Source organism: Rhodococcus sp. 14C212 (assembly GCF_011058195.1).
Taxonomy (GTDB): Bacteria; Actinomycetota; Actinomycetes; order Mycobacteriales; family Mycobacteriaceae; genus Rhodococcus; species Rhodococcus aetherivorans.
On sequence record NZ_JAALEH010000019.1, the window covers coordinates 52,360 to 71,975 of the forward strand.

The window sequence follows — 19,616 nt, forward strand, 5'->3', positions numbered from 1 at the left end:
CATGTTGATCCCACGGCGGGTCAAGCACCGCAAGCAGCACCACCCGAGCCGCTCGGGTGCCGCCAAGGGTGGGACCCAGGTGACCTTCGGTGACTACGGCATCCAGGCTCTCGAGCCGGCCTACATCACCAACCGGCAGATCGAGTCCGCTCGTATCGCCATGACCCGGCACATCAAGCGTGGCGGCAAGATCTGGATCAACATCTTCCCGGATCGCCCCCTCACCAAGAAGCCGGCCGAGACCCGCATGGGTTCCGGTAAGGGTTCGCCCGAGTGGTGGGTCGCGAACGTCAAGCCCGGACGGGTGATGTTCGAGATGAGCTACCCGAACGAGGAGATTGCCCGCGAAGCCCTTCGGCGCGCGATGCACAAGCTCCCGTGCAAGTGCAGGATCGTGACGAGGGAGGAGCAGTTCTGATGGCTACCGGAACCCCCGCCACAGAGCTCCGCGAGCTGACCGAGGAAGAGCTGGTCACCAAGCTCCGCGAAACGAAGGAAGAGCTGTTCAACCTTCGTTTCCAGATGGCCACCGGCCAGCTGGACAACAACCGCCGGCTGCGCGTCGTGCGCAACGAGATCGCACGCATCTACACGGTGCTGCGTGAGCGCGAGCTCGGCCTGGCCTCCGGCCCGGATGCGGGTGACGCGGCATGAGTGAGGAAAAGGCAGTGACCCAGAAGGAAGAGCGCGCCAGCCGCAAGGTCCGCATCGGCTACGTCGTCTCCGACAAGATGGAGAAGACGATCGTGGTCGAGCTCGAGGACCGGGTGAAGCACCCGCTGTACGGCAAGATCATCCGCCGTACCACCAAGGTGAAGGCGCACGACGAGAACGGCGTGGCCGGCATCGGTGACCGCGTGCAGCTGATGGAGACCCGTCCGCTGTCCGCGACCAAGCGGTGGCGTCTGGTCGAGGTGCTCGAGAAGGCCAAGTAAGGCCTCCTCCGCCCCCCGCCGCGGGGGGTGACGAAGGGACCCAGTACGATGGTGGGGTTGTCTCGAGCGGCCTGCTTCAGGCAGCGCCGGGACAACCCCACCTTCGTGGGTACGGACCGTGCACGTCGGGTCGGAAATCCGCCGTGCAGACAGAAAAAAGGTGCACGCACCCGGATCTGTCGAATTCAGCCAGGTCAAGGAGAAGTAAGTGATCCAGCAGGAGTCGCGACTGCGCGTCGCCGACAACACGGGTGCCAAGGAGATTCTCTGCATCCGCGTTCTCGGTGGCTCGTCCCGTCGCTACGCCGGTATCGGTGACATCATCGTCGCCACCGTGAAGGACGCGATCCCCGGTGGCAACGTCAAGCGTGGTGACGTCGTCAAGGCTGTCGTCGTGCGCACCTCCAAGGAGCGCCGCCGGCCGGACGGCTCGTACATCAAGTTCGACGAGAACGCCGCCGTCATCATCAAGGGTGACAACGACCCGCGCGGCACCCGCATCTTCGGCCCCGTCGGCCGTGAGCTGCGCGACAAGCGGTTCATGAAGATCGTCTCGCTCGCTCCGGAGGTGCTGTGATGAAGGTGCACAAGGGCGACACCGTGCTCGTCATCTCGGGCAAGGACAAGGGTGCCAAGGGCAAGGTCATCGCGGCCTACCCGAAGGAGAACCGGGTCCTCGTCGAGGGCGTGAACCGGATCAAGAAGCACACGGCGGTCTCGGCCAACGAGCGCGGCGCCTCCTCCGGGGGCATCGTGACGCAGGAGGCCCCGATCCACGTTTCCAACGTCGCTGTCATCGACTCGGACGGCAACCCCACCCGGGTGGGCTACCGGACCGACGAGGAATCCGGCAAGCGCGTTCGGATTTCCCGGAAGAACGGGAAGGACATCTGACATGACCACCACCGAGAACAAGACCACACCGCGTCTGAAGACCCGGTACCGCGAGGAGATCCGCGACGCGCTGAACGCGGAGTTCGACTACTCGAACGTCATGCAGATCCCCGGCGTCGTGAAGGTCGTCGTCAACATGGGTGTCGGTGACGCCGCCCGCGACGCGAAGCTGATCAACGGCGCCGTCGCCGACCTGGCCCTGATCACCGGTCAGAAGCCGGAGATCCGCAAGGCCCGCAAGTCGATCGCGCAGTTCAAGCTGCGTGAGGGCATGCCGATCGGTGCGCGCGTCACGCTGCGCGGCGACCGCATGTGGGAGTTCCTGGACCGCCTGGTCTCCATCGCGCTGCCCCGTATCCGGGACTTCCGTGGCCTCAACGGCAACCAGTTCGACGGCAACGGCAACTACACGTTCGGCCTGAACGAGCAGTCGATGTTCCACGAGATCGACGTGGACAAGATCGATCGCCCGCGCGGCATGGACATCACCGTCGTCACGACCGCCACCAACAACGAAGAAGGCCGTGCCCTGCTGAAGCACCTCGGCTTCCCGTTCAAGGAGAACTGAGCCCATGGCTAAGAAGGCACTGGTCAACAAGGCCAACAAGAAGCCGAAGTTCGCGGTGCGCGCCTACACCCGCTGCCAGCGTTGCGGGCGCCCCCACGCGGTGTTCCGCAAGTTCGGCCTCTGCCGCATCTGCCTCCGTGAGATGGCACACCGCGGTGAGCTTCCCGGGGTTCACAAGAGCTCCTGGTGACGTGACCGGTGGGTGACCGCAGGGTCGCCCACCGTCACTACTGTCAGGGACCGGTCGCATCCGCGTCCGGTCCGTATGAAACCAAGTTCGTCGTAGGCCCACGGCCGGCGCACCGGTGACACGTTCGTCGCCACTGCCGGTGTTGTATGGGAACCGCAACGAGAAAGGTGAACAGGTCAGCCATGACCATGACCGACCCCATCGCAGACTTCTTGACGCGTCTGCGCAACGCCAACACGGCGTACCACGACGAGGTGAAGCTTCCCCACTCGAAGATCAAGGCGAACATCGCCGAGATCCTCAAGCGTGAGGGCTACATCGCCGACTTCCGCACCGAGGATGCCGAGGTGGGCAAGACCCTCGTCGTCGACCTCAAGTACGGCCCTTCCCGTGAGCGCAGCCTCGCCGGTGTGCGCCGCGTGTCGAAGCCCGGCCTGCGCGTGTACGCGAAATCCACCAACCTGCCCAAGGTCCTGGGCGGCCTCGGCGTGGCGATCATCTCCACGTCCTCCGGCCTGCTCACCGATCGCCAGGCGGCCAAGCAGGGAGTGGGCGGGGAAGTCCTCGCCTACGTCTGGTAAGGGAGGCCACCACAATGTCGCGTATTGGAAAGCTTCCGGTCACCGTCCCCTCGGGTGTCGAGGTGACCATCGACGGCCAGGACGTCGCAGTGAAGGGCCCCAAGGGCAACCTCTCGCTGACCATCGCCGAGCCGATCACCATCGCCAAGGGTGAGGACGGCGCGCTCAACGTGAGCCGTCCGAACGACGAGCGCCGCAACCGCGCGCTGCACGGCCTGTCGCGCACCCTCGTGCAGAACCTCATCGACGGTGTCACCCAGGGGTACACCACGAAGATGGAGATCCACGGCGTCGGTTACCGCGTCGCGCTCAAGGGCAAGGATCTCGAGTTCTCGCTCGGCTACAGCCACCCGGTCCCGATCGAGGCCCCCGAGGGCATCACGTTCGCGGTCGAGTCGCCGACGAAGTTCTCGATCTCGGGCATCGACAAGCAGAAGGTCGGCCAGATCGCGGCCAACATCCGCCGGCTGCGCAAGTCCGACCCGTACAAGGGCAAGGGCATCCGCTACGAGGGCGAGCAGGTGCGCCGCAAGGTCGGAAAGACGGGTAAGTGATCATGAGCCAGACCGAGAACCAGAAGGCCAAGCGGATTCCGCTCGGCAAGGACGCGTCCACCCGGCGTCGGCTGTCGAAGCAGCGTCGGCACTTCCGTCTGCGCAAGAAGGTCGCCGGCACCGCCGAGCGTCCCCGTCTCGTCGTGAACCGGTCCTCGCGCCACATCCACGCCCAGCTGGTGGACGACCTGACGGGCACCACCCTGGCCGCGGCCTCGACCGTCGAGCCGGACGTGCGTGCGGTCGAGGGCGACAAGAAGGCGCGCGGCGCCAAGGTCGGTCAGCTGCTCGCCGAGCGTGCCAAGGCTGCCGGCGTGGAGGCCGTGGTCTTCGACCGCGGCGGCCACACCTACAGCGGCCGGATCGCGGCCCTCGCAGACGCGGCTCGCGAAAGCGGGTTGAAGTTCTGATGACCATCTCTTCGAACGGAAGGAACGCCTGATGCCGGGACGTCAGCGGCGTGACGGCGGCAACGGCCCCGCCGGACAGAATGGCCCCAACACCGGGGACCAGCGTGGTGGTCGCGACCGCCGCGATCGTGACTCGCGTGGCGGCGGTGCCGCCGAGAAGTCGAACTACATCGAGCGTGTCGTCTCGATCAACCGTGTGTCGAAGGTCGTCAAGGGCGGCCGTCGCTTCAGCTTCACCGCGCTGGTGATCGTGGGCGACGGCAACGGCCTGGTCGGCGTCGGCTACGGCAAGGCCAAGGAAGTTCCCGCGGCCATCCAGAAGGGTGTCGAGGAAGCGCGCAAGGGCTTCTTCCGCGTCCCGCTCATCGGCTCCACCGTCACCCACCCGGTGCAGGGTGAGGCCGCCGCAGGCGTCGTCATGCTGCGTCCGGCCTCGCCGGGTACCGGTGTGATCGCCGGTGGCGCGGTGCGCGCCGTGCTCGAATGCGCGGGCATCCACGACATCCTGTCGAAGTCGCTCGGTAGCGACAACGCCATCAACGTCGTGCACGCCACCGTGGCCGCCCTCAAGCAGCTGCAGCGCCCCGAGGAAGTCGCGGCTCGCCGCGGTCTGCCCCTCGAGGACGTCGCACCTGCGGGCATGCTGCGCGCCCGGGCACAGGCTGCTGGGAGCGTGAAGTAATGGCAGAGCTGAAGATCACGCAGGTCAAGAGCACCATCGGCGCCAAGTCGAACCAGCGCGACAGCCTGCGCACCCTCGGTCTGCGGAAGATCCGCCAGTCCGTGGTCCGCGAGGACAATGCGCAGAACCGCGGCTTGATCAACGTGGTGCGTCACCTCGTCGTTGTCGAGGAAGTCACTGTAGAGGAGGCCTCCAAGTGACCATCAAGCTGCACCACCTGCGCCCGGCCCCGGGCGCGAAGACGGACAAGACCCGCGTCGGCCGCGGTGAGGGTTCGAAGGGCAAGACCGCCGGTCGCGGTACGAAGGGCACCAAGGCGCGCAAGAACGTCTCGGCGGCCTTCGAGGGTGGCCAGATGCCGCTGCACATGCGGCTGCCGAAGCTCAAGGGCTTCAAGAACGCCTTCCGCACCGAGTACCAGGTCGTCAACGTCGGCGACATCGCCCGCCTGTTCCCCGAGGGTGGCCAGGTCGGCGTCGACGAGCTCGTCGCCAAGGGCGCGGTTCGCAAGAACCAGCTCGTGAAGGTCCTCGGCGAGGGCGAGCTCACGGTTGCCGTGCAGGTGACCGCGAACAAGTTCTCCGGTTCCGCCAAGGAGAAGATCGCCGCTGCCGGCGGCACCGCGACCGAACTGGCCTGACCGGTTCGCTCGTGCGTGACGCACAGCTCGAGTACGGCCGCACTGCAGCACGTCCCGCAGTGCGGCCGTTCGGCGTTCGCACCCCACCGCATGCCGCGCGGCGGAGCACATCCGCCGCGCGTGCGAGCCGCCCCGACCCGGCGCCACGGCACCGGCTCGGGGCGCGCTGCTAGAGTTCAAGAGTTGTCGACCGTCGGACCCCGCGCGTCGATCCACAGTCTCCCGTTTCGCCCTGCCAGGAGGATCTTTGCTTTCCGCCTTCGTCTCGGCCCTCAGGACCCCGGACCTGAGGCGGAAGATCCTCGTCGCGCTCGGGTTGGTAGCCCTGTACCGCCTCGGCGCGACGTTGCCGTCTCCGGGCGTCGACTACGGCAATGTGCGCGCCTGCATCGATCAGCTCAGCGGCGGCGACTCCGCCGGGATCTATTCGCTGATCAATCTGTTCTCCGGTGGCGCGCTGCTGCAGCTGTCGGTGTTCGCGATCGGCATCATGCCGTTCATCACCGCGAGCATCATCGTCCAGCTGCTGACAGTGGTCATTCCACGATTCGAGGAACTCCGCAAGGAGGGCCAGGCCGGCCAGGCCAAGATGACGCAGTACACGCGGTACCTCGCGGTGGCGCTCGCCGTGCTGCAGTCCACCGGCATCGTCGCCCTCGCGGCTCGCGGTCAGCTCCTGCAGGGCTGTACCGAGCCGATCCTGGCCGACGACAGCATCTTCGGCATGGTCGTGATCGTGCTGGTCATGACGGCCGGTGCGGCACTCGTCATGTGGTTCGGTGAGCTCATCACCGAGCGCGGCGTCGGCAACGGCATGTCGATCCTGATCTTCGCCGGCATCGCCTCGCGGCTGCCGTCCGAGGGCCGCACCATCCTCGAGTCCCGTGGCGGCCTGGTCTTCGCCATCGTCCTCGTCGTCGCGCTGGTGGTCATCACCGGCGTGGTGTTCGTCGAGCAGGGCCAGCGCCGGATCCCCGTCCAGTACGCCAAGCGCATGGTGGGCCGGCGCATGTACGGCGGCTCCTCGACCTACCTGCCGCTGAAGGTCAACCAGGCCGGCATCATCCCGGTGATCTTCGCGTCGTCGTTGCTGTACCTGCCGAACCTCATCGCCCAGCTGACCGGAGCCACCTCGGCCACCGACCCGAGCTGGTGGCAGCGGATCATCAACGAGTACCTGGTGAATCCGAACAACCCGGTCTACATCGCGATCTACTTCTCGCTGATCGTCTTCTTCGTCTTCTTCTACGTCGCCATCACCTTCAACCCGGAGGAACGGGCCGACGAGATGAAGAAGTACGGCGGGTTCATCCCCGGCATCCGGCCGGGACGCCCCACTGCCGAGTACCTCAGCTACGTCCTCAACCGCATCACGGTTCCAGGTTCGCTGTACCTGGGTCTCATCGCGACGCTGCCCAACTTCTTCCTCTCGGGCAGCCAGACCGCCACCAGCATCTTCGGCGGCGCCGCGGTGCTCATTCTCGTCAGTGTCGCGCTGGACACTGTCAAGCAGATCGAAAGTCAACTCATGCAGCGCAACTACGAAGGGTTCCTCAAGTGAGACTTGTACTCCTCGGTCCGCCCGGTGCCGGCAAGGGCACGCAGGCCGCCATCCTGTCGGAGAAGCTCGGCGTCCCCGCGATCTCCACCGGGGATCTGTTCCGGGCCAACATCGGGCAGGGCACCCCGCTCGGCCTCGAAGCCAAGAAGTACATCGACGCCGGTGAGCTCGTCCCCGCCGAGATCACCAACAACATGGTGCGCGCCCGCCTCGCCGAGCCCGACGCTGCCAACGGCTTCCTGCTCGACGGCTTCCCCCGCAGCGTGGAGCAGGCCCGCGAACTCGAGGCCATCCTGAAGGACCTCGACACCCAACTCGACGGAGTCCTGTCCTTCGACATCGACGAGGACGTGGTGGTGGAGCGGATGCTCGCCCGCGGCCGCGCCGACGACACCGAGGACGTCATCCGCAACCGGCTCCGGGTCTACCGCGAGGAGACCGCGCCGCTGCTCGACTACTACGCCGATTCGCTCGTCACGGTCGACGCCGTCGGCGAGGTCGACGAGATCAACGCGCGCGCCCTCGCGGCCCTCGGCAAGTAAGGACGCAGGAGCAAGAAGATGGGTTTCGGGCGCAAGCGCAAGGTGGTTCCGTTCCGCACCGCCGGCGAACTCGATGCGATGGCGGCGGCGGGTGCCGTCGTCGGCGCCGCTCTCGTGGCGGTACGGAAGGCGGCGAAGCCGGGCGTGAGCACCCTGGAACTGGACCAGGTGGCGGAGGCGGTCATCCGCGACGCGGGGGCCGTCCCCTCCTTCCTGGGCTACCACGGGTTCACCGGCTCGATCTGTTCGTCGGTGAACGACCGCGTGGTGCACGGCATCCCCTCGGCGACGGAGATCCTCGCCGAGGGCGATCTCGTGTCGATCGACTGCGGCGCGATCCTCGACGGCTGGCACGGCGACTCGGCGTGGACCTTCGGAGTCGGTGAGCTCTCCGCCGCCGACGCCGACCTCAGCGATGCGACGCGGCTGTCGATGGAGGCGGGGATTGCGGCGATGCTGCCGGACAACCGGCTCACCGACGTCTCGCACGCCATCGAGCTGGGTACCCGCGCCGCGGAGTCGGCACACGGCCGGAGCTACGGCATCGTCGACGGCTACGGCGGGCACGCCATCGGCCGCGAGATGCACATGGATCCGTTCCTGCCGAACGAGGGCGCGCCCGGCAAGGGCCCCCGTCTCGTGGTGGGATCGGTGCTCGCCATCGAGCCGATGCTGACCCTCGGCACGTACGAGACCGAGGTGCTCGGCGACAAGTGGACCGTCGTCACGACCGACGGCAGCCGCGCCGCGCACTGGGAGCACACCGTCGCGGTGACCGAGGACGGTCCCCGCATCCTCACCCCGCGCCCGGAGTAGCCACCCGGAGTGGCGGCGGTGGTGGCGGCGAGCGAATGTATCGCTCGCTGCTGTGAAGGAGCTGAACGATACATTCGCTCGGGTCCCGGTTCACGCCTCGAGCAGGAGGGTGACCGGGCCGTCGTTCACCAGGCTCACCTCCATGTGCTCCCCGAAGACGCCGGTCTGCACGTCGGCGCCCAGGCCGCGCAGTGCCGTCGTGAACTCGTCCACCAGTGGCTCGGCCACCGCGCGTGGCGCGGCTGCCGACCACGACGGACGTCGGCTCCTGCGGGTGTCGGCCATGAGCGTGAACTGGCTGACGACGAGGATCGGTGCGGCCAGATCGGACGCCGACTTCTCGTCCTCGAGGATTCGCAGCGTCCACACCTTCCGGGCGAGCGTGGTGGCCTTCGCCGCGTCGTCGTCGTGGGTCACGCCGACGAGCACGAGCAACCCGTGACCGCCGGCCCGGGGCGAGATGCGGGCGACCTCGCGCCCGTCGACCGCGACCGCGGCACCCGTCACCCGCTGAACCAACGCCCGCACGGCTGTCCTCCTCGTATCTCGGCATTTGGCCCTGCTGGGGAAGTTCCCGTAACATAGATCGATGGTGCGCCCTGCGCGCCGGCCCACGGTTGTCCGCAGGCCGGTCACGTCGAGCGTCACGGTAACGGAAACCGATGCAACCACACGCCGAACAACACGGATCGCGGAGGATATGGCCAAGAAAGACGGAGCCATCGAGGTCGAGGGTCGCGTGATCGAGCCGCTGCCCAATGCGATGTTTCGCATTGAGCTCGAGAACGGTCACAAGGTCCTGGCTCACATCAGCGGCAAGATGCGTCAGCACTACATTCGCATCCTGCCCGAGGACCGGGTTGTCGTGGAGCTCTCGCCCTACGACCTGTCGCGTGGGCGCATCGTCTACCGCTACAAGTAAGAGCTTCCCCGGCCGCACGGTCGGGGAGAACCATGTCTGCGGCATGCCTCGTGCTCTGCCGCAGGCGTACACACAGGAGATCAGACGCACCGTGAAGGTTCAGCCGAGCGTCAAGAAGATCTGCGAGAAGTGCAAGGTGATCCGCCGTAACGGACGGGTCATGGTGATCTGCGAGAACCTGCGCCACAAGCAGCGCCAGGGCTAGACCACCCGCTCTTCGAAAGATCGGCTTGGCAACAAGCTACAGAAGACCTTCCAGCACCAGTCGTTCGGTCACGATTCCCGATTCGTCGGGGAGCCGCGCGATACACCCCCGGTTCGGAGGCCGGGGCCCCACTGTGTTTCGGACTACCGGCGTTCCGGCTTCGGCCGGGCCGCGGGACCACACAGTTTCACGACGCAGGGGACGGGCTGGGAGCAGACCTCCGCACACCGAATAGGAATGCCACATGGCACGTCTCGCAGGTGTCGATCTTCCCCGCGAAAAGCGGATGGAGATCGCACTGACCTACATCTACGGCATCGGCCGTACCCGCTCGAAGGAGATCCTCGACGCGACCGGCGTGAGCCCGGATCTGCGCAGCAAGGACCTCTCCGACGAGGATCTCGCCAAGCTGCGCGAGTTCATCGAGGAGACCTACAAGGTCGAGGGTGACCTCCGCCGCGAGGTCCAGGCGGACATCCGTCGCAAGATCGAGATCGGCTGCTACCAGGGCCTGCGACACCGTCGTGGTCTGCCCGTGCGTGGACAGCGCACCAAGACCAACGCCCGCACCCGCAAGGGTCCGAAGCGCACCGTCGCAGGAAAGAAGAAGTAATGCCTCCCAAGTCACGCAGCACCGGTCCGAAGAAGACCCAGAAGGCGCGCCGCAGGGACAAGAAGAACGTCCCGCACGGTGCCGCTCACATCAAGAGCACCTTCAACAACACGATCGTGTCCATCACGGACCCGAACGGCAACGTCATCTCCTGGGCGTCCTCCGGCCACGTCGGCTTCAAGGGTTCGCGCAAGTCGACCCCGTTCGCCGCGCAGCTCGCCGCCGAGAACGCTGCCCGCAAGGCGCAGGAGCACGGTGTCAAGAAGGTCGACGTCTTCGTGAAGGGCCCGGGCTCGGGCCGCGAGACGGCGATCCGCTCCCTCCAGGCCGCGGGCCTCGAGGTCGGCACCATCTCCGACGTCACCCCCCAGCCGCACAACGGCTGCCGTCCGCCCAAGCGGCGTCGCGTCTAACGGGAAAGGAAGGTTTGAATCATGGCTCGCTATACCGGTCCCGTTACCCGTAAGTCGCGTCGTCTGCGTGTCGACCTCGTCGGAGGCGACCAGGCGTTCGAGCGTCGCCCCTACCCGCCCGGCCAGCACGGCCGCGCGCGGATCAAGGAGAGCGAATACCTGCTCCAGCTGCAGGAGAAGCAGAAGGCCCGCTTCTCCTACGGCGTGATGGAGAAGCAGTTCCGTCGTTACTACGAGGAGGCCGCCGGCCGGCCCGGCAAGACCGGTGAGGTCCTGCTGGTCATCCTCGAGTCGCGTCTGGACAACGTCGTCTACCGCGCCGGTCTCGCCCGGACCCGCCGTCAGGCCCGCCAGCTGGTGAGCCACGGCCACTTCCTGGTGAACGGCAAGAAGGTCGACATCCCGAGCTACCGCGTCTCGCAGTACGACATCATCGACGTCCGCGAGAAGTCGCTGGGCACGCTGCCCTTCCAGGTGGCCCGTGAGACCCAGGGTGACCGCCCGATCCCGGGTTGGCTGCAGGTCGTCGGCCCGCGTCTGCGGGTGCTGGTCCACCAGCTCCCCGAGCGCGCGCAGATCGACATCCCGCTGCAGGAACAGCTGATCGTCGAGTACTACTCGAAGTAAGGCGCTACGCGCCGTGGTGTCCTTCCGGTCCTCCCGAGGTCCGGGGGGACACCACACCCCGACCAGGGCGTCATATGGCGGACGCCCACAAGGAGGCACTCCATGCTCATCTCGCAGCGACCCACCCTCAGCGAAGAGGTCATCGCCGACGACCGCTCGAAGTTCGTCATCGAACCCCTCGAGCCCGGCTTCGGATACACCCTCGGCAACTCACTTCGTCGCACCCTGCTGTCCTCGATTCCGGGCGCGGCCGTCACCAGCATTCGCATCGACGGCGTGCTCCACGAGTTCACCACGGTCCCCGGGGTCAAGGAGGATGTCACCGACATCATCCTGAACCTCAAGGGCCTCGTGGTCAGCTCGGAAGAGGACGAGCCGGTCACCATGTACGTCCGCAAGCAGGGCCCCGGCACCGTGACCGCGGGCGACATCGTGCCCCCGGCCGGTGTCACCGTCCACAACCCGGACCTGCACATCGCCACCCTGAACGACAAGGGCAAGCTGGAGATCGAGCTCGTCGTCGAGCGCGGCCGCGGCTACGTCCCCGCCGTTCAGAACAAGGCGTCCGGCGCCGAGATCGGCCGTATCCCGGTCGACTCGATCTATTCGCCGGTGCTCAAGGTGACCTACAAGGTGGAGGCGACCCGCGTCGAGCAGCGCACCGACTTCGATCGGTTGATTCTCGACGTGGAGACCAAGAACTCGATCACCGCGCGGGACGCGCTCGCCTCGGCGGGCAAGACCCTGGTGGAGCTCTTCGGTCTGGCTCGTGAGCTGAACGTCGAAGCAGAAGGCATCGAGATCGGTCCCTCGCCCGCCGAGGCCGACCACATCGCCTCCTTCGGACTCCCCATCGAGGACCTCGACCTCACGGTCCGGTCCTACAACTGCCTCAAGCGCGAGGGTGTGCACACCGTCGGTGAGCTCGTGGCACGCACGGAGTCCGATCTGCTCGACATCCGCAACTTCGGTCAGAAGTCCATCGACGAGGTGAAGGTCAAGCTGCACTCGCTCGGCCTCTCCCTCAAGGACAGCCCCGCGTCCTTCGACCCGAGCACCGTCGCCGGCTACGACGCCGCGACCGGTACCTGGAGCGACACGGACGCCGGTTCCTTCGGCGACGCCGAGGGGAACGAGGACTACGCCGAGACCGAGCAGCTGTAGCAGCTCACGGTCCGTTACTAGGAGATTCATCATGCCCAAGCCCAAGAAGGGTGCCCGCTTCGGCGGGTCGGCCTCGCACCAGAAGGCGCTGCTGGCCAACCTGGCCACCGCGCTCTTCGAGCACGGCCGCATCACCACCACCGAGGCCAAGGCCAAGGCCCTGCGGCCCTACGCCGAGAAGCTCGTCACGCATGCGAAGGCCGGCACGCTGGCCAACCGTCGTGAGGTGCTGAAGGTCATCCGCAACAAGGACGTCGTCCACACGCTGTTCGCGGAGATCGGCCCGTTCTACGAGGACCGCAACGGCGGCTACACCCGCATCGTCAAGACGATGCCGCGCAAGGGTGACAACGCTCCCATGGCGATCATCGAGCTCGTCAAGGAGAAGACGGTCACGTCCGAGGCCGACCGCGCCCGGCGCGTCGCCGCCTCGCAGAGCGCGCCGGCCACCGAGGCTCCGGCCGAGGAGAATGTGGTCGAGGCCGACGCCACCGACGCGCAGGTCGAGAACGCGGACGCCGTCGTCGACGCGATCGAGGACGAGAACGCCACCGCGGCCGACGCCAAGGACGCCGACGAGGCCAAGAAGGACTAGTCCACTTGGTTTCGGCATCCGCTGAAGCGAACGAGCCCGTCGCCCCCCACGGGGGCGGCGGGCCCGTTGCTTTCGAGAACCCTTCGGCCGCCGCAGTGGACACCACCCGGCTGCGGCTCGACATCGCCTACGACGGCACCGACTTCTCCGGCTGGGCGCGTCAGCCCGGACGACGGACGGTGTGCGGGGAGATCGAGGAGAAGCTCGGTGCGATCGTGCGCACGCCGGTGCAGCTCACCGTCGCCGGCCGCACCGACGCCGGGGTGCACGCCTCCGGTCAGGTCGCGCACGTCGACGTCCCCACCACCGCGGTTCCGGACGACCTCGTCCGCCTGGTGCGCCGTCTCGCCCGGTTCCTGCCCCGCGACGTCCGCGTCACCGGCATCGCCGTCGCCCCGCCGCACTTCGACGCCCGCTTCTCGGCGATCCGCCGGCACTACGAGTACCGGCTCACCACCGCCGTCTACGGCGCCGAGCCGCTGCGGGCCCGCGACACCGTCGCCTGGCCCAAGCCGGTGGACATCGACGCCATGCGCGCCGCGTCGCGGTCGCTGCTGGGCCTGCACGACTTCGCGGCGTTCTGCAAGCGGCGCGACGGCGCGACGACGGTGCGCGAACTGCAACGCTTCGACTGGACGCGCACCGGTGACATCCTCACCGCGCACGTGAGTGCGGACGCGTTCTGCTGGTCGATGGTGCGCAGCCTCGTCGGCGCGGCGCTGGCCGTGGGGGAGGGGCGGCGCAGTGTCGAATGGATGACCGCGCTGCTCGGCGAACGGGAGCGTGCCGCGACGGTGGCCGTGGCCCCGGCGCACGGGCTCAGTCTCGTCGGCGTCGACTATCCCGCCGACGACGAACTCGCGGCGCGTAATGCGGCCACCCGCGAGATGCGCGGGCCCATCAGCCCCGGCTGCTGCTGACCCGCGGCCGGGCGGGCCGGTGATATGTTCCGACGAGCACGTCCCCCGGCCGGCCCGGCCGGGGGATCGGCGTGTGAGAGGGAGGCACCCATTGCTCGACATGCCCGCGATCCGGCGACGGGGCGCGACGGTGGCGGTGGCACTGCTCGCCGCGGCGTCGCTGCTGACGGCGCCGGCGGTCGCCCAGCCGGCTGCGGACCCGGCCGGTGCCTACGTCGATCACGTGGAGGAGCGGACCGCCCGCGACTGGGTGTTGCATGTGTACTCGCCGTCCATGGACCGGGTGATCCCGGTCGAGGTGATCCGGCCCGCGGACACCTCCGCGGCGCGGCCGACGTTCTACCTGCTCAACGGCGCCGGTGGGGGTGAGGACGCCGCCAACTGGCGGGACCAGACGGACGTCCGCGAGTTCTTCGACGGCAGGAACGTCAACGTCGTCACTCCCGTGGGCGGCGCCTTCGCCTACTACACGGACTGGATCCGCGACGACCCGAAGCTCGGCCGGCACCGGTGGGCGACGTTCCTGACGTCGGAGTTGCCGCCGGTCGTCGATGCGGTGCTGGGCGCCGACGGCCGCAACGCCGTTGCGGGGATGTCGATGTCGGGCAGCTCGGTGCTGTCCCTCGCCCAGCAGTCGCCGGGGCTGTACGAGGCGGTGGCGTCCTACAGCGGGTGTGCACAGACGAGCAGCGACCCGGGGCGCAGCTACGTGGAGGCCGTCGTCACCCTCGGCGGCGGCGACGTCGAGAACATGTGGGGGCCGATCGGCGGACCGGGGTGGATCGCCAACGATGCGGCCCTGAACGCGGAGAAGCTGCGCGGCACGACGCTGTACATCTCCTCCGGCGGCGGTTTGCCCGGCCCGCACGAGGCGGCGTTGGGCGGGCAGGTCGATCCGGTCGACCTGGCCGTCCTCGGATCCATCGAGGCGGCCACGGCCCAGTGCACCGAGGGCCTGCGGCGCACCTTCGACGAACTCGGGATCGAGGCGACTTTCAGTACGGGCGCGCAGGGCACGCACTCGTGGGGTTACTGGCAGGACGCGCTGCACGAATCCTGGCCGATCCTCGCGGAGGCGATCGGCGCGTAGCGCGGCCCGGCACGAGCGACGGAAACAGCAAGGGGCGAGGTCGGATGACCTCGCCCCTTTCGCTACGCGTCGAGGCGTCTCTCAGATCAGCCAGCTGAGGAAGGAGAGCACGTGGTCGACCAGGGAGCCGAGCGAGCCGAGCAGCATGGGGATTACCTCCGATGTCGATGTACAAATCCTGGACGTACGTCCAACCAGGATCCAAATACAAGATGTCCGCTTTGCCCAGAAAATGTGACACAGGATACCGATGGGAACGGCGAGGGCTCGGAGGTCAGTCCGCGATCATCCGGAGCAGCGCCGCCACCGCGCGGAACGGCAGCGACAGGATTCGCAGGAACAGGACGCCGAGTTCGGCGAGTGTCGCCACCGTCTCCGCGGCGTCGGCCGCCCTCTCCACCCGGTCCGTGGCTCTGCGGCCCCGCCGACGATGTCTGTCCACCGGCGCACGGTAGCAGGTGGTTCGCGAAATCTGACAGGAGGATGTTTCAGATTCCACGGCGTGAGTTATCCGGGCGGTGTCGGGGCGCGCGTGCCGCCGGGGAGGACGGCCGCGCGCCCCGACGCCGCGGTGGGCTCGCGCCCGGCACGGCCGGGAGTTCACCCCGGCGCGGCCGGGAATTCGTACCCCGGCGCGGCCGGGAATTCGTACCGTCAGCCGGCCAGGTGGCGCGCGATGACCAGTCGCTGGATCTGGTTCGTGCCCTCGAAGATCTGGGTGATCTTCGCGTCCCGCATGAAACGCTCGACGGGGAAGTCGCGGGTGTAGCCGTAGCCGCCGAGCACCTGCACCGCGTCGGTGGTCACCTTCATGGCCGCATCGGTGGCGACGAGCTTGGCGACCGACGCCTGCCGCGAGTAGGACAGGCCGGCATCCTTGCGGCGCGCGGCGTCGATGTACGTGGCGCGGGCCGAATCCACCGCGGCGGCCATGTCGGCGAGGACGAACCCGAGTCCCTGGTGGTCGATGATCTTCTTGCCGAACGCCTTTCGCTCCTTGGCGTATGCGGTGGCCTCGTCGAGCGCGGCCTGCGCGAGACCCACCGCGACGGCCGCGATGCCGAGCCGGCCCGAGTCGAGCGCGCTGAACGCGATCGGCAGGCCCTGGCCCTCGGCGCCGATGCGGCGCTCGCCGGGCACGAACGCGTCGTCGTAGTGGGCGGTGGTGGTCGGGATGGCGTGCAGGCCCATCTTCTCCTCGGGCTTGCCGAAGCTCAGACCCTCGGTTCCGGCCGGCACGAGGAAGCAGGAGATGCCCTTCGATCCGGCGTCGGAGGTCCGGGCGAACAGCGTGTAGAAGTCGGCCTTGCCGCCGTTGGTGATCCACGCCTTCGATCCGGAGATCCGGTAACCGCCGTCCACGGCCGTCGCACGGCAGGCCAGAGCCGCGGCATCGGACCCGGCCTGCGGCTCGGAGAGGCTGTAGGCGCCGATCGTGTCGCCGCCGAGCATGTCCGGCAGCCACTTGTTCTTCTGCTCGTCGGTGCCGTGGGTGGCCAGCGCGAAGCACGACAGTCCGTGCACGCTCACGGCGACGGCAACCGCCGCCCAGCGGGCGCCGAGTTCCTCGAGCACCTGCAGGTACACCTCGTACGGCTGATTCCCGCCACCGAACTCCTCCGGGTACGGCAGGCTCAGCAGTCCCGCCGCGCCGAGGGCGGGGAACACGCCCTCTGGGAACGTCTCGTTGCGCTCGTGTTCGACGACCCGCGGCGCGAGAACCTTGTCCGCGACGTCGCGGGTCAGTTCGATGAGGTCGTAGGCCTCGGGGGTGGGCAGCAGGCGCTCGACGGGCACGGTGACTCCTCGCTCGGAAAATGGTACTGAGAACGATACTGCAGTACTATCTGCAGTATGACAAGAGCGGGAACCCGGCGCGGCACGGCGCGGCAGGCGCAACTGTTCGACCAGCTCGTCGCGCTGTTTCTCGCCGAGGGCTTCGCCCGCTTCACGCTCGACGACATCGCCGCCCGCCTGCACTGCTCGAAGTCGACCCTCTACGCCCTCGCCGAGAGCAAGGACCGCCTCGTCCGGGCCGCCACCGTGCACTTCTTCCGCGGCGCGACCGAGCGCGTCGAATCCGAGCTCGACGGCCGCAGCGGCGCCGTCGACCGCATCCGCGGCTACCTCGAGGCCGTCGGCCGGCAACTCGAACCCGCCTCCGCGCAGTTCATGGAGGACATGGCCGCCGCCCCCGCCGCCCGTGAGGTCTACGAGCGCAACACCCGGCTCGCCGCCGAACGCGTCCGCGACCTCATCGCCGCCGGCGTCGCCGCCGGCGAACTGCGCGACGTGCACGCCGCGTTCGTCGCCGACGTCGTCGCCGCCGTCATGGTCCGCATCCAGCAGCGCCACGTCGCCGAGGCCACCGGACTGCCGGACGCCCAGGCCTACCGCGAACTCGCCGCCCTGCTGACCCACGGCCTCACCGCCTGAGCCGCCTACCATCGGCCCATGGACGCCGAAGCCCCGATTCGACTCGAGATCGTCGTCGCCAGCGTGCGGGCCGGGCGGATCGCGCCCGTCGTCGCCGACTGGTTCGCCGCCACCACACGGCAACGCCCCGAGTTCGACGTCGGCGTGCTCGACCTCGCCGACACCCCGCTGCCGCAGGATCTCTCCGGCGGCCCCGAGGCCGAGGCGTTCACCCGGCGGATCGAGGCTGCCGACGCGTTCGCCGTCGTCACCTCCGAGTACAACCACGGTTACCCGGCCGCCCTCAAGACCGCCATCGACACCGTCAAACGCGAATGGCGCACCAAGCCGGTCGGATTTGTCTCGTACGGCGGGCTCTCCGGCGGGTTGCGCGCCGTCGAACAACTCCGGCAGGTCGTCGTCGAGGTGCACATGGTCCCGGTGCGTGAATCGGTCAGCTTCCACCGCGTCAAGCACGCCTTCGCTGCCGACGGCACCACCACCGACGGCGCCGCGATCGACGCCGCGCAGCGCATGTTGAACCAGCTCGCCTGGTGGGCACGGACCGTGCGCGCCGGGCGGGCCGCCCAGCCCTACCCCGGCTGACGGGCCCGGCTCAGCGTGCGGGCGCCGGCTCCGCGGCACGTGGACGGCCGATGTACGCGGCCTCGGCGTCGATGCTCACCAACGACAGCGACAGCCGTCGGCCACCCGCCGCCAGCACCACCCGATCGCCGGCCGCTCCGGGCTGCAGGATCGACACGTCCGGACGCTCGCGCGGCCACCGATCCGGGTGTGCGTGCACGTGGATCGCGGTCGTCCCGGCCGGGACCGTCGCAGGCCGCACGCCGTCGTACACGATCGTGTCGGAGCCCCGATCGTCGCCGGTCAGCCGCAACCGGTCCGGCCCCGCCGCGGCCAGCAGGGGACGCCAGGCCAGGGCGCGATCGGTGCGGATCACCACCCGGGCCCCCGTCGCCACCGCCCGGAACACCACCTGCTGCGCCAGATACAGCTCTCCGGCGACATACACGGTGCGCACCCCCCGGCCGGTCAAGCGGACGGACACGGCCGCACCGGACTCGTCCGCGCCGACCAACTGCCCGCATCCCGTCGCCGGCAGCGCCAGGGCGTCGACGTCGGCGAGGCGCATGGTGCGCAGCGGGATCAGATCCTCGAGCCCGACCGCGGCCGTCGGGATCGACGCCAGCAGCCCGTCCGCTTCGCGGCTCCACAGTCGTCGGGTGCCCGGCATCCGGATCCTCGGCTCGGGTGTGCGGCTCGTGCCACGCACCGACGCTCCCACCCGCACGGCTCCCGGCTCGGCGCCGGGGCGCAGCCGTACCGCGATGGTCGCCGACGACAGTGGCTCCGACCAGACCCGGGTCATGATCGCCCGATCGAGGTGTCCCGGCTCCACCACCGCGGCGCGACTGTAGCCGCCGGGAAGCCGTACTGCACCACGATCCTCCTCGAGCAACGCCGGATCCGCGCACCCGGCGACGGACTCCACCGCTCCGGCGATCTCGCCCGCGTCGAGGATCCTCGCGGTGTGGTGCTGTTCGGCCAACGCGCGCACGACGCGCCGCGCCGCGACGGTCACCGCGCGCGCCGCGCCCTCGGGGCCGCCGCCACGGCGGGCCACCGCGGCCGGGCAGGCGACGGAGTCGAACCGCAACGCGAGCCACACGACGCGGGTCGCGGCCGCGGGCAGCGGCCCGACCAGGCGCTCGTACGCCGCACCGGCGGCGGTCTCGCCGCACACCCGGCTGCCGTGCACGATGACGTCGATCCCGTCGAGCTCGACGTCGTGCGTGGCGAGGCACGCGGCGATGGCGGCCAGCGGAAGTCGGCCGACCGGTTCGGACCGATCTCGTGTCAGCCGGGTGAGCTCGCCGGCCGTCGGTACCAGCTCGACCACCGCCACGACGGCGGTGCCGTCCCAGCACACCCCGACCGGTCGATCGTCGCCCGCCGCGACGTCGACCATTACCGGGCCGGACCGGATCGGACGGTGCCGGAACCGCCACCACAGCCGTCCCCATTCGACGGCGTCGCGTCCGTGGACGGGTACCGCCACCGCCACCGCGGCCAGCACCGCCACGGTCACTGCGGCGGGAAGCGGAGCGCCCGTCGCCGCCGCCGTCGTCGAGCCGATCACCGCCGCGCACTGCGCCCGCACCACCGTCACCACGGAGCGGCGCCGCGGCCGCCGGAAGATCCCATCCTGCACGACGATTCCCCCGTTCCCACCCGAGCGACGGCCCGGTCCCCCCGAC

At 68.6% G+C, this 19,616-nt stretch carries 31 protein-coding genes; 27 read left to right on the forward strand and 4 right to left on the reverse strand.

Annotated features, from left to right (window positions below):
• The first annotated feature begins 1 nt into the window (after position 1).
• The 16 genes from rplP (at position 2) to map (ending at position 8,373) form a co-directional block, all read left to right on the forward strand.
• Positions 2–418: a 50S ribosomal protein L16 gene (gene rplP, locus G6038_RS11370; RefSeq protein WP_006947154.1), complete on the forward strand. Its 417-nt coding sequence runs from the start codon at positions 2–4 to the stop codon at positions 416–418.
• Positions 418–654 carry a 50S ribosomal protein L29 gene (rpmC, locus tag G6038_RS11375; RefSeq protein ID WP_165037750.1) on the forward strand — a complete coding sequence of 79 codons (237 nt, stop codon included), beginning with the start codon at positions 418–420 and terminating at the stop codon, positions 652–654. Before rplP ends, rpmC begins: the two co-directional genes overlap by 1 nt.
• Positions 651–935 carry a 30S ribosomal protein S17 gene (gene rpsQ, locus G6038_RS11380; protein ID WP_026137932.1) on the forward strand — a complete coding sequence of 95 codons (285 nt, stop codon included), beginning with the start codon at positions 651–653 and terminating at the stop codon, positions 933–935. Before rpmC ends, rpsQ begins: the two co-directional genes overlap by 4 nt.
• A 208-nt stretch (positions 936–1,143) precedes the next feature.
• The gene (gene rplN, locus G6038_RS11385) at positions 1,144–1,512 is read left to right on the forward strand and encodes a 50S ribosomal protein L14 (protein ID WP_006947156.1); all 369 of its coding nucleotides are present in this window, start codon (positions 1,144–1,146) and stop codon (positions 1,510–1,512) included.
• Complete coding sequence (gene rplX / locus G6038_RS11390) at positions 1,512–1,829, forward strand: 50S ribosomal protein L24 (protein WP_100056278.1); 318 nt, start codon at positions 1,512–1,514, stop codon at positions 1,827–1,829. The genes rplN and rplX overlap by 1 nt, the downstream gene beginning before the upstream one ends.
• Position 1,830: 1 nt before the next feature.
• The gene (gene rplE, locus G6038_RS11395) at positions 1,831–2,397 is read left to right on the forward strand and encodes a 50S ribosomal protein L5 (RefSeq protein WP_165037751.1); all 567 of its coding nucleotides are present in this window, start codon (positions 1,831–1,833) and stop codon (positions 2,395–2,397) included.
• 4 nt (positions 2,398–2,401) lie between these two features.
• Positions 2,402–2,587: a type Z 30S ribosomal protein S14 gene (locus G6038_RS11400; protein ID WP_100056277.1), complete on the forward strand. Its 186-nt coding sequence runs from the start codon at positions 2,402–2,404 to the stop codon at positions 2,585–2,587.
• A 182-nt stretch (positions 2,588–2,769) separates the two neighbouring features.
• A complete protein-coding gene (gene rpsH, locus G6038_RS11405; protein ID WP_017681442.1) occupies positions 2,770–3,168 on the forward strand; it encodes a 30S ribosomal protein S8 in 399 nt (132 codons plus the stop codon).
• Positions 3,169–3,182: 14 nt separating this feature from the next.
• Positions 3,183–3,722: a 50S ribosomal protein L6 gene (gene rplF, locus G6038_RS11410; protein ID WP_165037752.1), complete on the forward strand. Its 540-nt coding sequence runs from the start codon at positions 3,183–3,185 to the stop codon at positions 3,720–3,722.
• 2 nt (positions 3,723–3,724) lie between these two features.
• Positions 3,725–4,132, forward strand: a complete 408-nt coding sequence (gene rplR, locus G6038_RS11415; protein WP_029544906.1) for a 50S ribosomal protein L18 — start codon at positions 3,725–3,727, stop codon at positions 4,130–4,132.
• A gap of 31 nt (positions 4,133–4,163) precedes the next feature.
• Positions 4,164–4,814 carry a 30S ribosomal protein S5 gene (gene rpsE, locus G6038_RS11420; protein WP_006947163.1) on the forward strand — a complete coding sequence of 217 codons (651 nt, stop codon included), beginning with the start codon at positions 4,164–4,166 and terminating at the stop codon, positions 4,812–4,814.
• The gene (rpmD, locus tag G6038_RS11425; RefSeq protein WP_165037753.1) at positions 4,814–5,014 is read left to right on the forward strand and encodes a 50S ribosomal protein L30; all 201 of its coding nucleotides are present in this window, start codon (positions 4,814–4,816) and stop codon (positions 5,012–5,014) included. The genes rpsE and rpmD overlap by 1 nt, the downstream gene beginning before the upstream one ends.
• On the forward strand, positions 5,011–5,454 hold the full coding sequence (gene rplO, locus G6038_RS11430; RefSeq protein WP_006947166.1) for a 50S ribosomal protein L15: 444 nt from the start codon (positions 5,011–5,013) through the stop codon (positions 5,452–5,454). Before rpmD ends, rplO begins: the two co-directional genes overlap by 4 nt.
• 247 nt (positions 5,455–5,701) lie before the next feature.
• Positions 5,702–7,015: a preprotein translocase subunit SecY gene (gene secY / locus G6038_RS11435; RefSeq protein WP_165037754.1), complete on the forward strand. Its 1,314-nt coding sequence runs from the start codon at positions 5,702–5,704 to the stop codon at positions 7,013–7,015.
• Complete coding sequence (locus G6038_RS11440; RefSeq protein WP_006947168.1) at positions 7,012–7,557, forward strand: adenylate kinase; 546 nt, start codon at positions 7,012–7,014, stop codon at positions 7,555–7,557. The genes secY and G6038_RS11440 overlap by 4 nt, the downstream gene beginning before the upstream one ends.
• A gap of 18 nt (positions 7,558–7,575) precedes the next feature.
• The gene (map, locus tag G6038_RS11445) at positions 7,576–8,373 is read left to right on the forward strand and encodes a type I methionyl aminopeptidase (RefSeq protein ID WP_006947169.1); all 798 of its coding nucleotides are present in this window, start codon (positions 7,576–7,578) and stop codon (positions 8,371–8,373) included.
• Between the two features lie 90 nt (positions 8,374–8,463).
• Here the strand turns inward: map and dtd are convergent, their stop codons facing one another.
• Complete coding sequence (gene dtd, locus G6038_RS11450; protein WP_165037755.1) at positions 8,464–8,901, reverse strand: D-aminoacyl-tRNA deacylase; 438 nt, start codon at positions 8,899–8,901, stop codon at positions 8,464–8,466.
• 172 nt (positions 8,902–9,073) lie between these two features.
• Here dtd and infA point away from each other — a divergent pair, with 172 nt between their 5' ends.
• The 9 genes from infA to G6038_RS11495 all read left to right on the forward strand — a co-directional run bounded on the left by infA (position 9,074) and on the right by G6038_RS11495 (position 14,922).
• On the forward strand, positions 9,074–9,295 hold the full coding sequence (gene infA, locus G6038_RS11455) for a translation initiation factor IF-1 (protein ID WP_003886926.1): 222 nt from the start codon (positions 9,074–9,076) through the stop codon (positions 9,293–9,295).
• A 91-nt stretch (positions 9,296–9,386) separates the two neighbouring features.
• On the forward strand, positions 9,387–9,500 hold the full coding sequence (gene rpmJ, locus G6038_RS11460; RefSeq protein WP_003938068.1) for a 50S ribosomal protein L36: 114 nt from the start codon (positions 9,387–9,389) through the stop codon (positions 9,498–9,500).
• 244 nt (positions 9,501–9,744) lie between these two features.
• On the forward strand, positions 9,745–10,113 hold the full coding sequence (gene rpsM, locus G6038_RS11465) for a 30S ribosomal protein S13 (RefSeq protein WP_165037756.1): 369 nt from the start codon (positions 9,745–9,747) through the stop codon (positions 10,111–10,113).
• Positions 10,113–10,526 (forward strand): 30S ribosomal protein S11, encoded by a 414-nt coding sequence (gene rpsK / locus G6038_RS11470; RefSeq protein ID WP_003938066.1) that lies wholly within the window; start codon positions 10,113–10,115, stop codon positions 10,524–10,526. The genes rpsM and rpsK overlap by 1 nt, the downstream gene beginning before the upstream one ends.
• Before the next feature lie 21 nt (positions 10,527–10,547).
• Positions 10,548–11,153 (forward strand): 30S ribosomal protein S4, encoded by a 606-nt coding sequence (gene rpsD, locus G6038_RS11475; protein ID WP_006947173.1) that lies wholly within the window; start codon positions 10,548–10,550, stop codon positions 11,151–11,153.
• 102 nt (positions 11,154–11,255) lie between these two features.
• Positions 11,256–12,317 (forward strand): DNA-directed RNA polymerase subunit alpha, encoded by a 1,062-nt coding sequence (locus G6038_RS11480; protein ID WP_006947180.1) that lies wholly within the window; start codon positions 11,256–11,258, stop codon positions 12,315–12,317.
• Positions 12,318–12,348: 31 nt separating this feature from the next.
• Positions 12,349–12,912, forward strand: coding sequence for a 50S ribosomal protein L17 (rplQ, locus tag G6038_RS11485; RefSeq protein WP_165037757.1), 564 nt, complete (start codon positions 12,349–12,351; stop codon positions 12,910–12,912).
• A gap of 110 nt (positions 12,913–13,022) precedes the next feature.
• Positions 13,023–13,832, forward strand: a complete 810-nt coding sequence (gene truA, locus G6038_RS11490; protein ID WP_206024585.1) for a tRNA pseudouridine(38-40) synthase TruA — start codon at positions 13,023–13,025, stop codon at positions 13,830–13,832.
• A 91-nt stretch (positions 13,833–13,923) separates the two neighbouring features.
• The gene (locus G6038_RS11495; RefSeq protein WP_165037759.1) at positions 13,924–14,922 is read left to right on the forward strand and encodes an alpha/beta hydrolase family protein; all 999 of its coding nucleotides are present in this window, start codon (positions 13,924–13,926) and stop codon (positions 14,920–14,922) included.
• Positions 14,923–15,196: 274 nt separating this feature from the next.
• On the opposite strand, the gene G6038_RS11500 is transcribed toward G6038_RS11495, so the two are convergent.
• Both G6038_RS11500 and G6038_RS11505 read right to left on the reverse strand, forming a co-directional pair.
• The gene (locus tag G6038_RS11500; RefSeq protein ID WP_165037739.1) at positions 15,197–15,364 is read right to left on the reverse strand and encodes a hypothetical protein; all 168 of its coding nucleotides are present in this window, start codon (positions 15,362–15,364) and stop codon (positions 15,197–15,199) included.
• A gap of 212 nt (positions 15,365–15,576) precedes the next feature.
• Entirely contained in the window at positions 15,577–16,719 is a 1,143-nt protein-coding gene (locus tag G6038_RS11505) for an acyl-CoA dehydrogenase family protein (RefSeq protein ID WP_165037760.1), read from the reverse strand.
• A 57-nt stretch (positions 16,720–16,776) separates the two neighbouring features.
• Here G6038_RS11505 and G6038_RS11510 point away from each other — a divergent pair, with 57 nt between their 5' ends.
• Positions 16,777–17,358, forward strand: coding sequence for a TetR/AcrR family transcriptional regulator (locus G6038_RS11510; protein WP_165037761.1), 582 nt, complete (start codon positions 16,777–16,779; stop codon positions 17,356–17,358).
• A gap of 18 nt (positions 17,359–17,376) precedes the next feature.
• The gene (locus G6038_RS11515) at positions 17,377–17,943 is read left to right on the forward strand and encodes an NAD(P)H-dependent oxidoreductase (protein ID WP_165037762.1); all 567 of its coding nucleotides are present in this window, start codon (positions 17,377–17,379) and stop codon (positions 17,941–17,943) included.
• Between the two features lie 10 nt (positions 17,944–17,953).
• Here the strand turns inward: G6038_RS11515 and eccE are convergent, their stop codons facing one another.
• Positions 17,954–19,570, reverse strand: coding sequence for a type VII secretion protein EccE (eccE, locus tag G6038_RS11520; protein WP_346772797.1), 1,617 nt, complete (start codon positions 19,568–19,570; stop codon positions 17,954–17,956).
• Positions 19,571–19,616 lie beyond the last annotated feature (46 nt).

What these genes read in the sequence shown, in the direction of transcription:
- rplR (WP_029544906.1), top strand. Translation starts at nt 3,725, where the DNA reads ATGAGCCAGACCGAGAACCAGAAGGCCAAGCGGATTCCGCTCGGCAAG.
- rpsM (WP_165037756.1), top strand. Translation starts at nt 9,745, where the DNA reads ATGGCACGTCTCGCAGGTGTCGATCTTCCCCGCGAAAAGCGGATGGAG.
- rplX (WP_100056278.1), top strand. Translation starts at nt 1,512, where the DNA reads ATGAAGGTGCACAAGGGCGACACCGTGCTCGTCATCTCGGGCAAGGAC.
- rpmC (WP_165037750.1), top strand. Translation starts at nt 418, where the DNA reads ATGGCTACCGGAACCCCCGCCACAGAGCTCCGCGAGCTGACCGAGGAA.
- rplP (WP_006947154.1), top strand. Translation starts at nt 2, where the DNA reads ATGTTGATCCCACGGCGGGTCAAGCACCGCAAGCAGCACCACCCGAGC.
- G6038_RS11480 (WP_006947180.1), top strand. Translation starts at nt 11,256, where the DNA reads ATGCTCATCTCGCAGCGACCCACCCTCAGCGAAGAGGTCATCGCCGAC.
- rplF (WP_165037752.1), top strand. Translation starts at nt 3,183, where the DNA reads ATGTCGCGTATTGGAAAGCTTCCGGTCACCGTCCCCTCGGGTGTCGAG.
- G6038_RS11510 (WP_165037761.1), top strand. Translation starts at nt 16,777, where the DNA reads ATGACAAGAGCGGGAACCCGGCGCGGCACGGCGCGGCAGGCGCAACTG.
- G6038_RS11400 (WP_100056277.1), top strand. Translation starts at nt 2,402, where the DNA reads ATGGCTAAGAAGGCACTGGTCAACAAGGCCAACAAGAAGCCGAAGTTC.
- map (WP_006947169.1), top strand. Translation starts at nt 7,576, where the DNA reads ATGGGTTTCGGGCGCAAGCGCAAGGTGGTTCCGTTCCGCACCGCCGGC.
- infA (WP_003886926.1), top strand. Translation starts at nt 9,074, where the DNA reads ATGGCCAAGAAAGACGGAGCCATCGAGGTCGAGGGTCGCGTGATCGAG.
- rpsK (WP_003938066.1), top strand. Translation starts at nt 10,113, where the DNA reads ATGCCTCCCAAGTCACGCAGCACCGGTCCGAAGAAGACCCAGAAGGCG.
- G6038_RS11515 (WP_165037762.1), top strand. Translation starts at nt 17,377, where the DNA reads ATGGACGCCGAAGCCCCGATTCGACTCGAGATCGTCGTCGCCAGCGTG.
- rplQ (WP_165037757.1), top strand. Translation starts at nt 12,349, where the DNA reads ATGCCCAAGCCCAAGAAGGGTGCCCGCTTCGGCGGGTCGGCCTCGCAC.
- rpsE (WP_006947163.1), top strand. Translation starts at nt 4,164, where the DNA reads ATGCCGGGACGTCAGCGGCGTGACGGCGGCAACGGCCCCGCCGGACAG.
- rpsQ (WP_026137932.1), top strand. Translation starts at nt 651, where the DNA reads ATGAGTGAGGAAAAGGCAGTGACCCAGAAGGAAGAGCGCGCCAGCCGC.
- rpsH (WP_017681442.1), top strand. Translation starts at nt 2,770, where the DNA reads ATGACCATGACCGACCCCATCGCAGACTTCTTGACGCGTCTGCGCAAC.
- rpmD (WP_165037753.1), top strand. Translation starts at nt 4,814, where the DNA reads ATGGCAGAGCTGAAGATCACGCAGGTCAAGAGCACCATCGGCGCCAAG.
- rpsD (WP_006947173.1), top strand. Translation starts at nt 10,548, where the DNA reads ATGGCTCGCTATACCGGTCCCGTTACCCGTAAGTCGCGTCGTCTGCGT.
- rplE (WP_165037751.1), top strand. Translation starts at nt 1,831, where the DNA reads ATGACCACCACCGAGAACAAGACCACACCGCGTCTGAAGACCCGGTAC.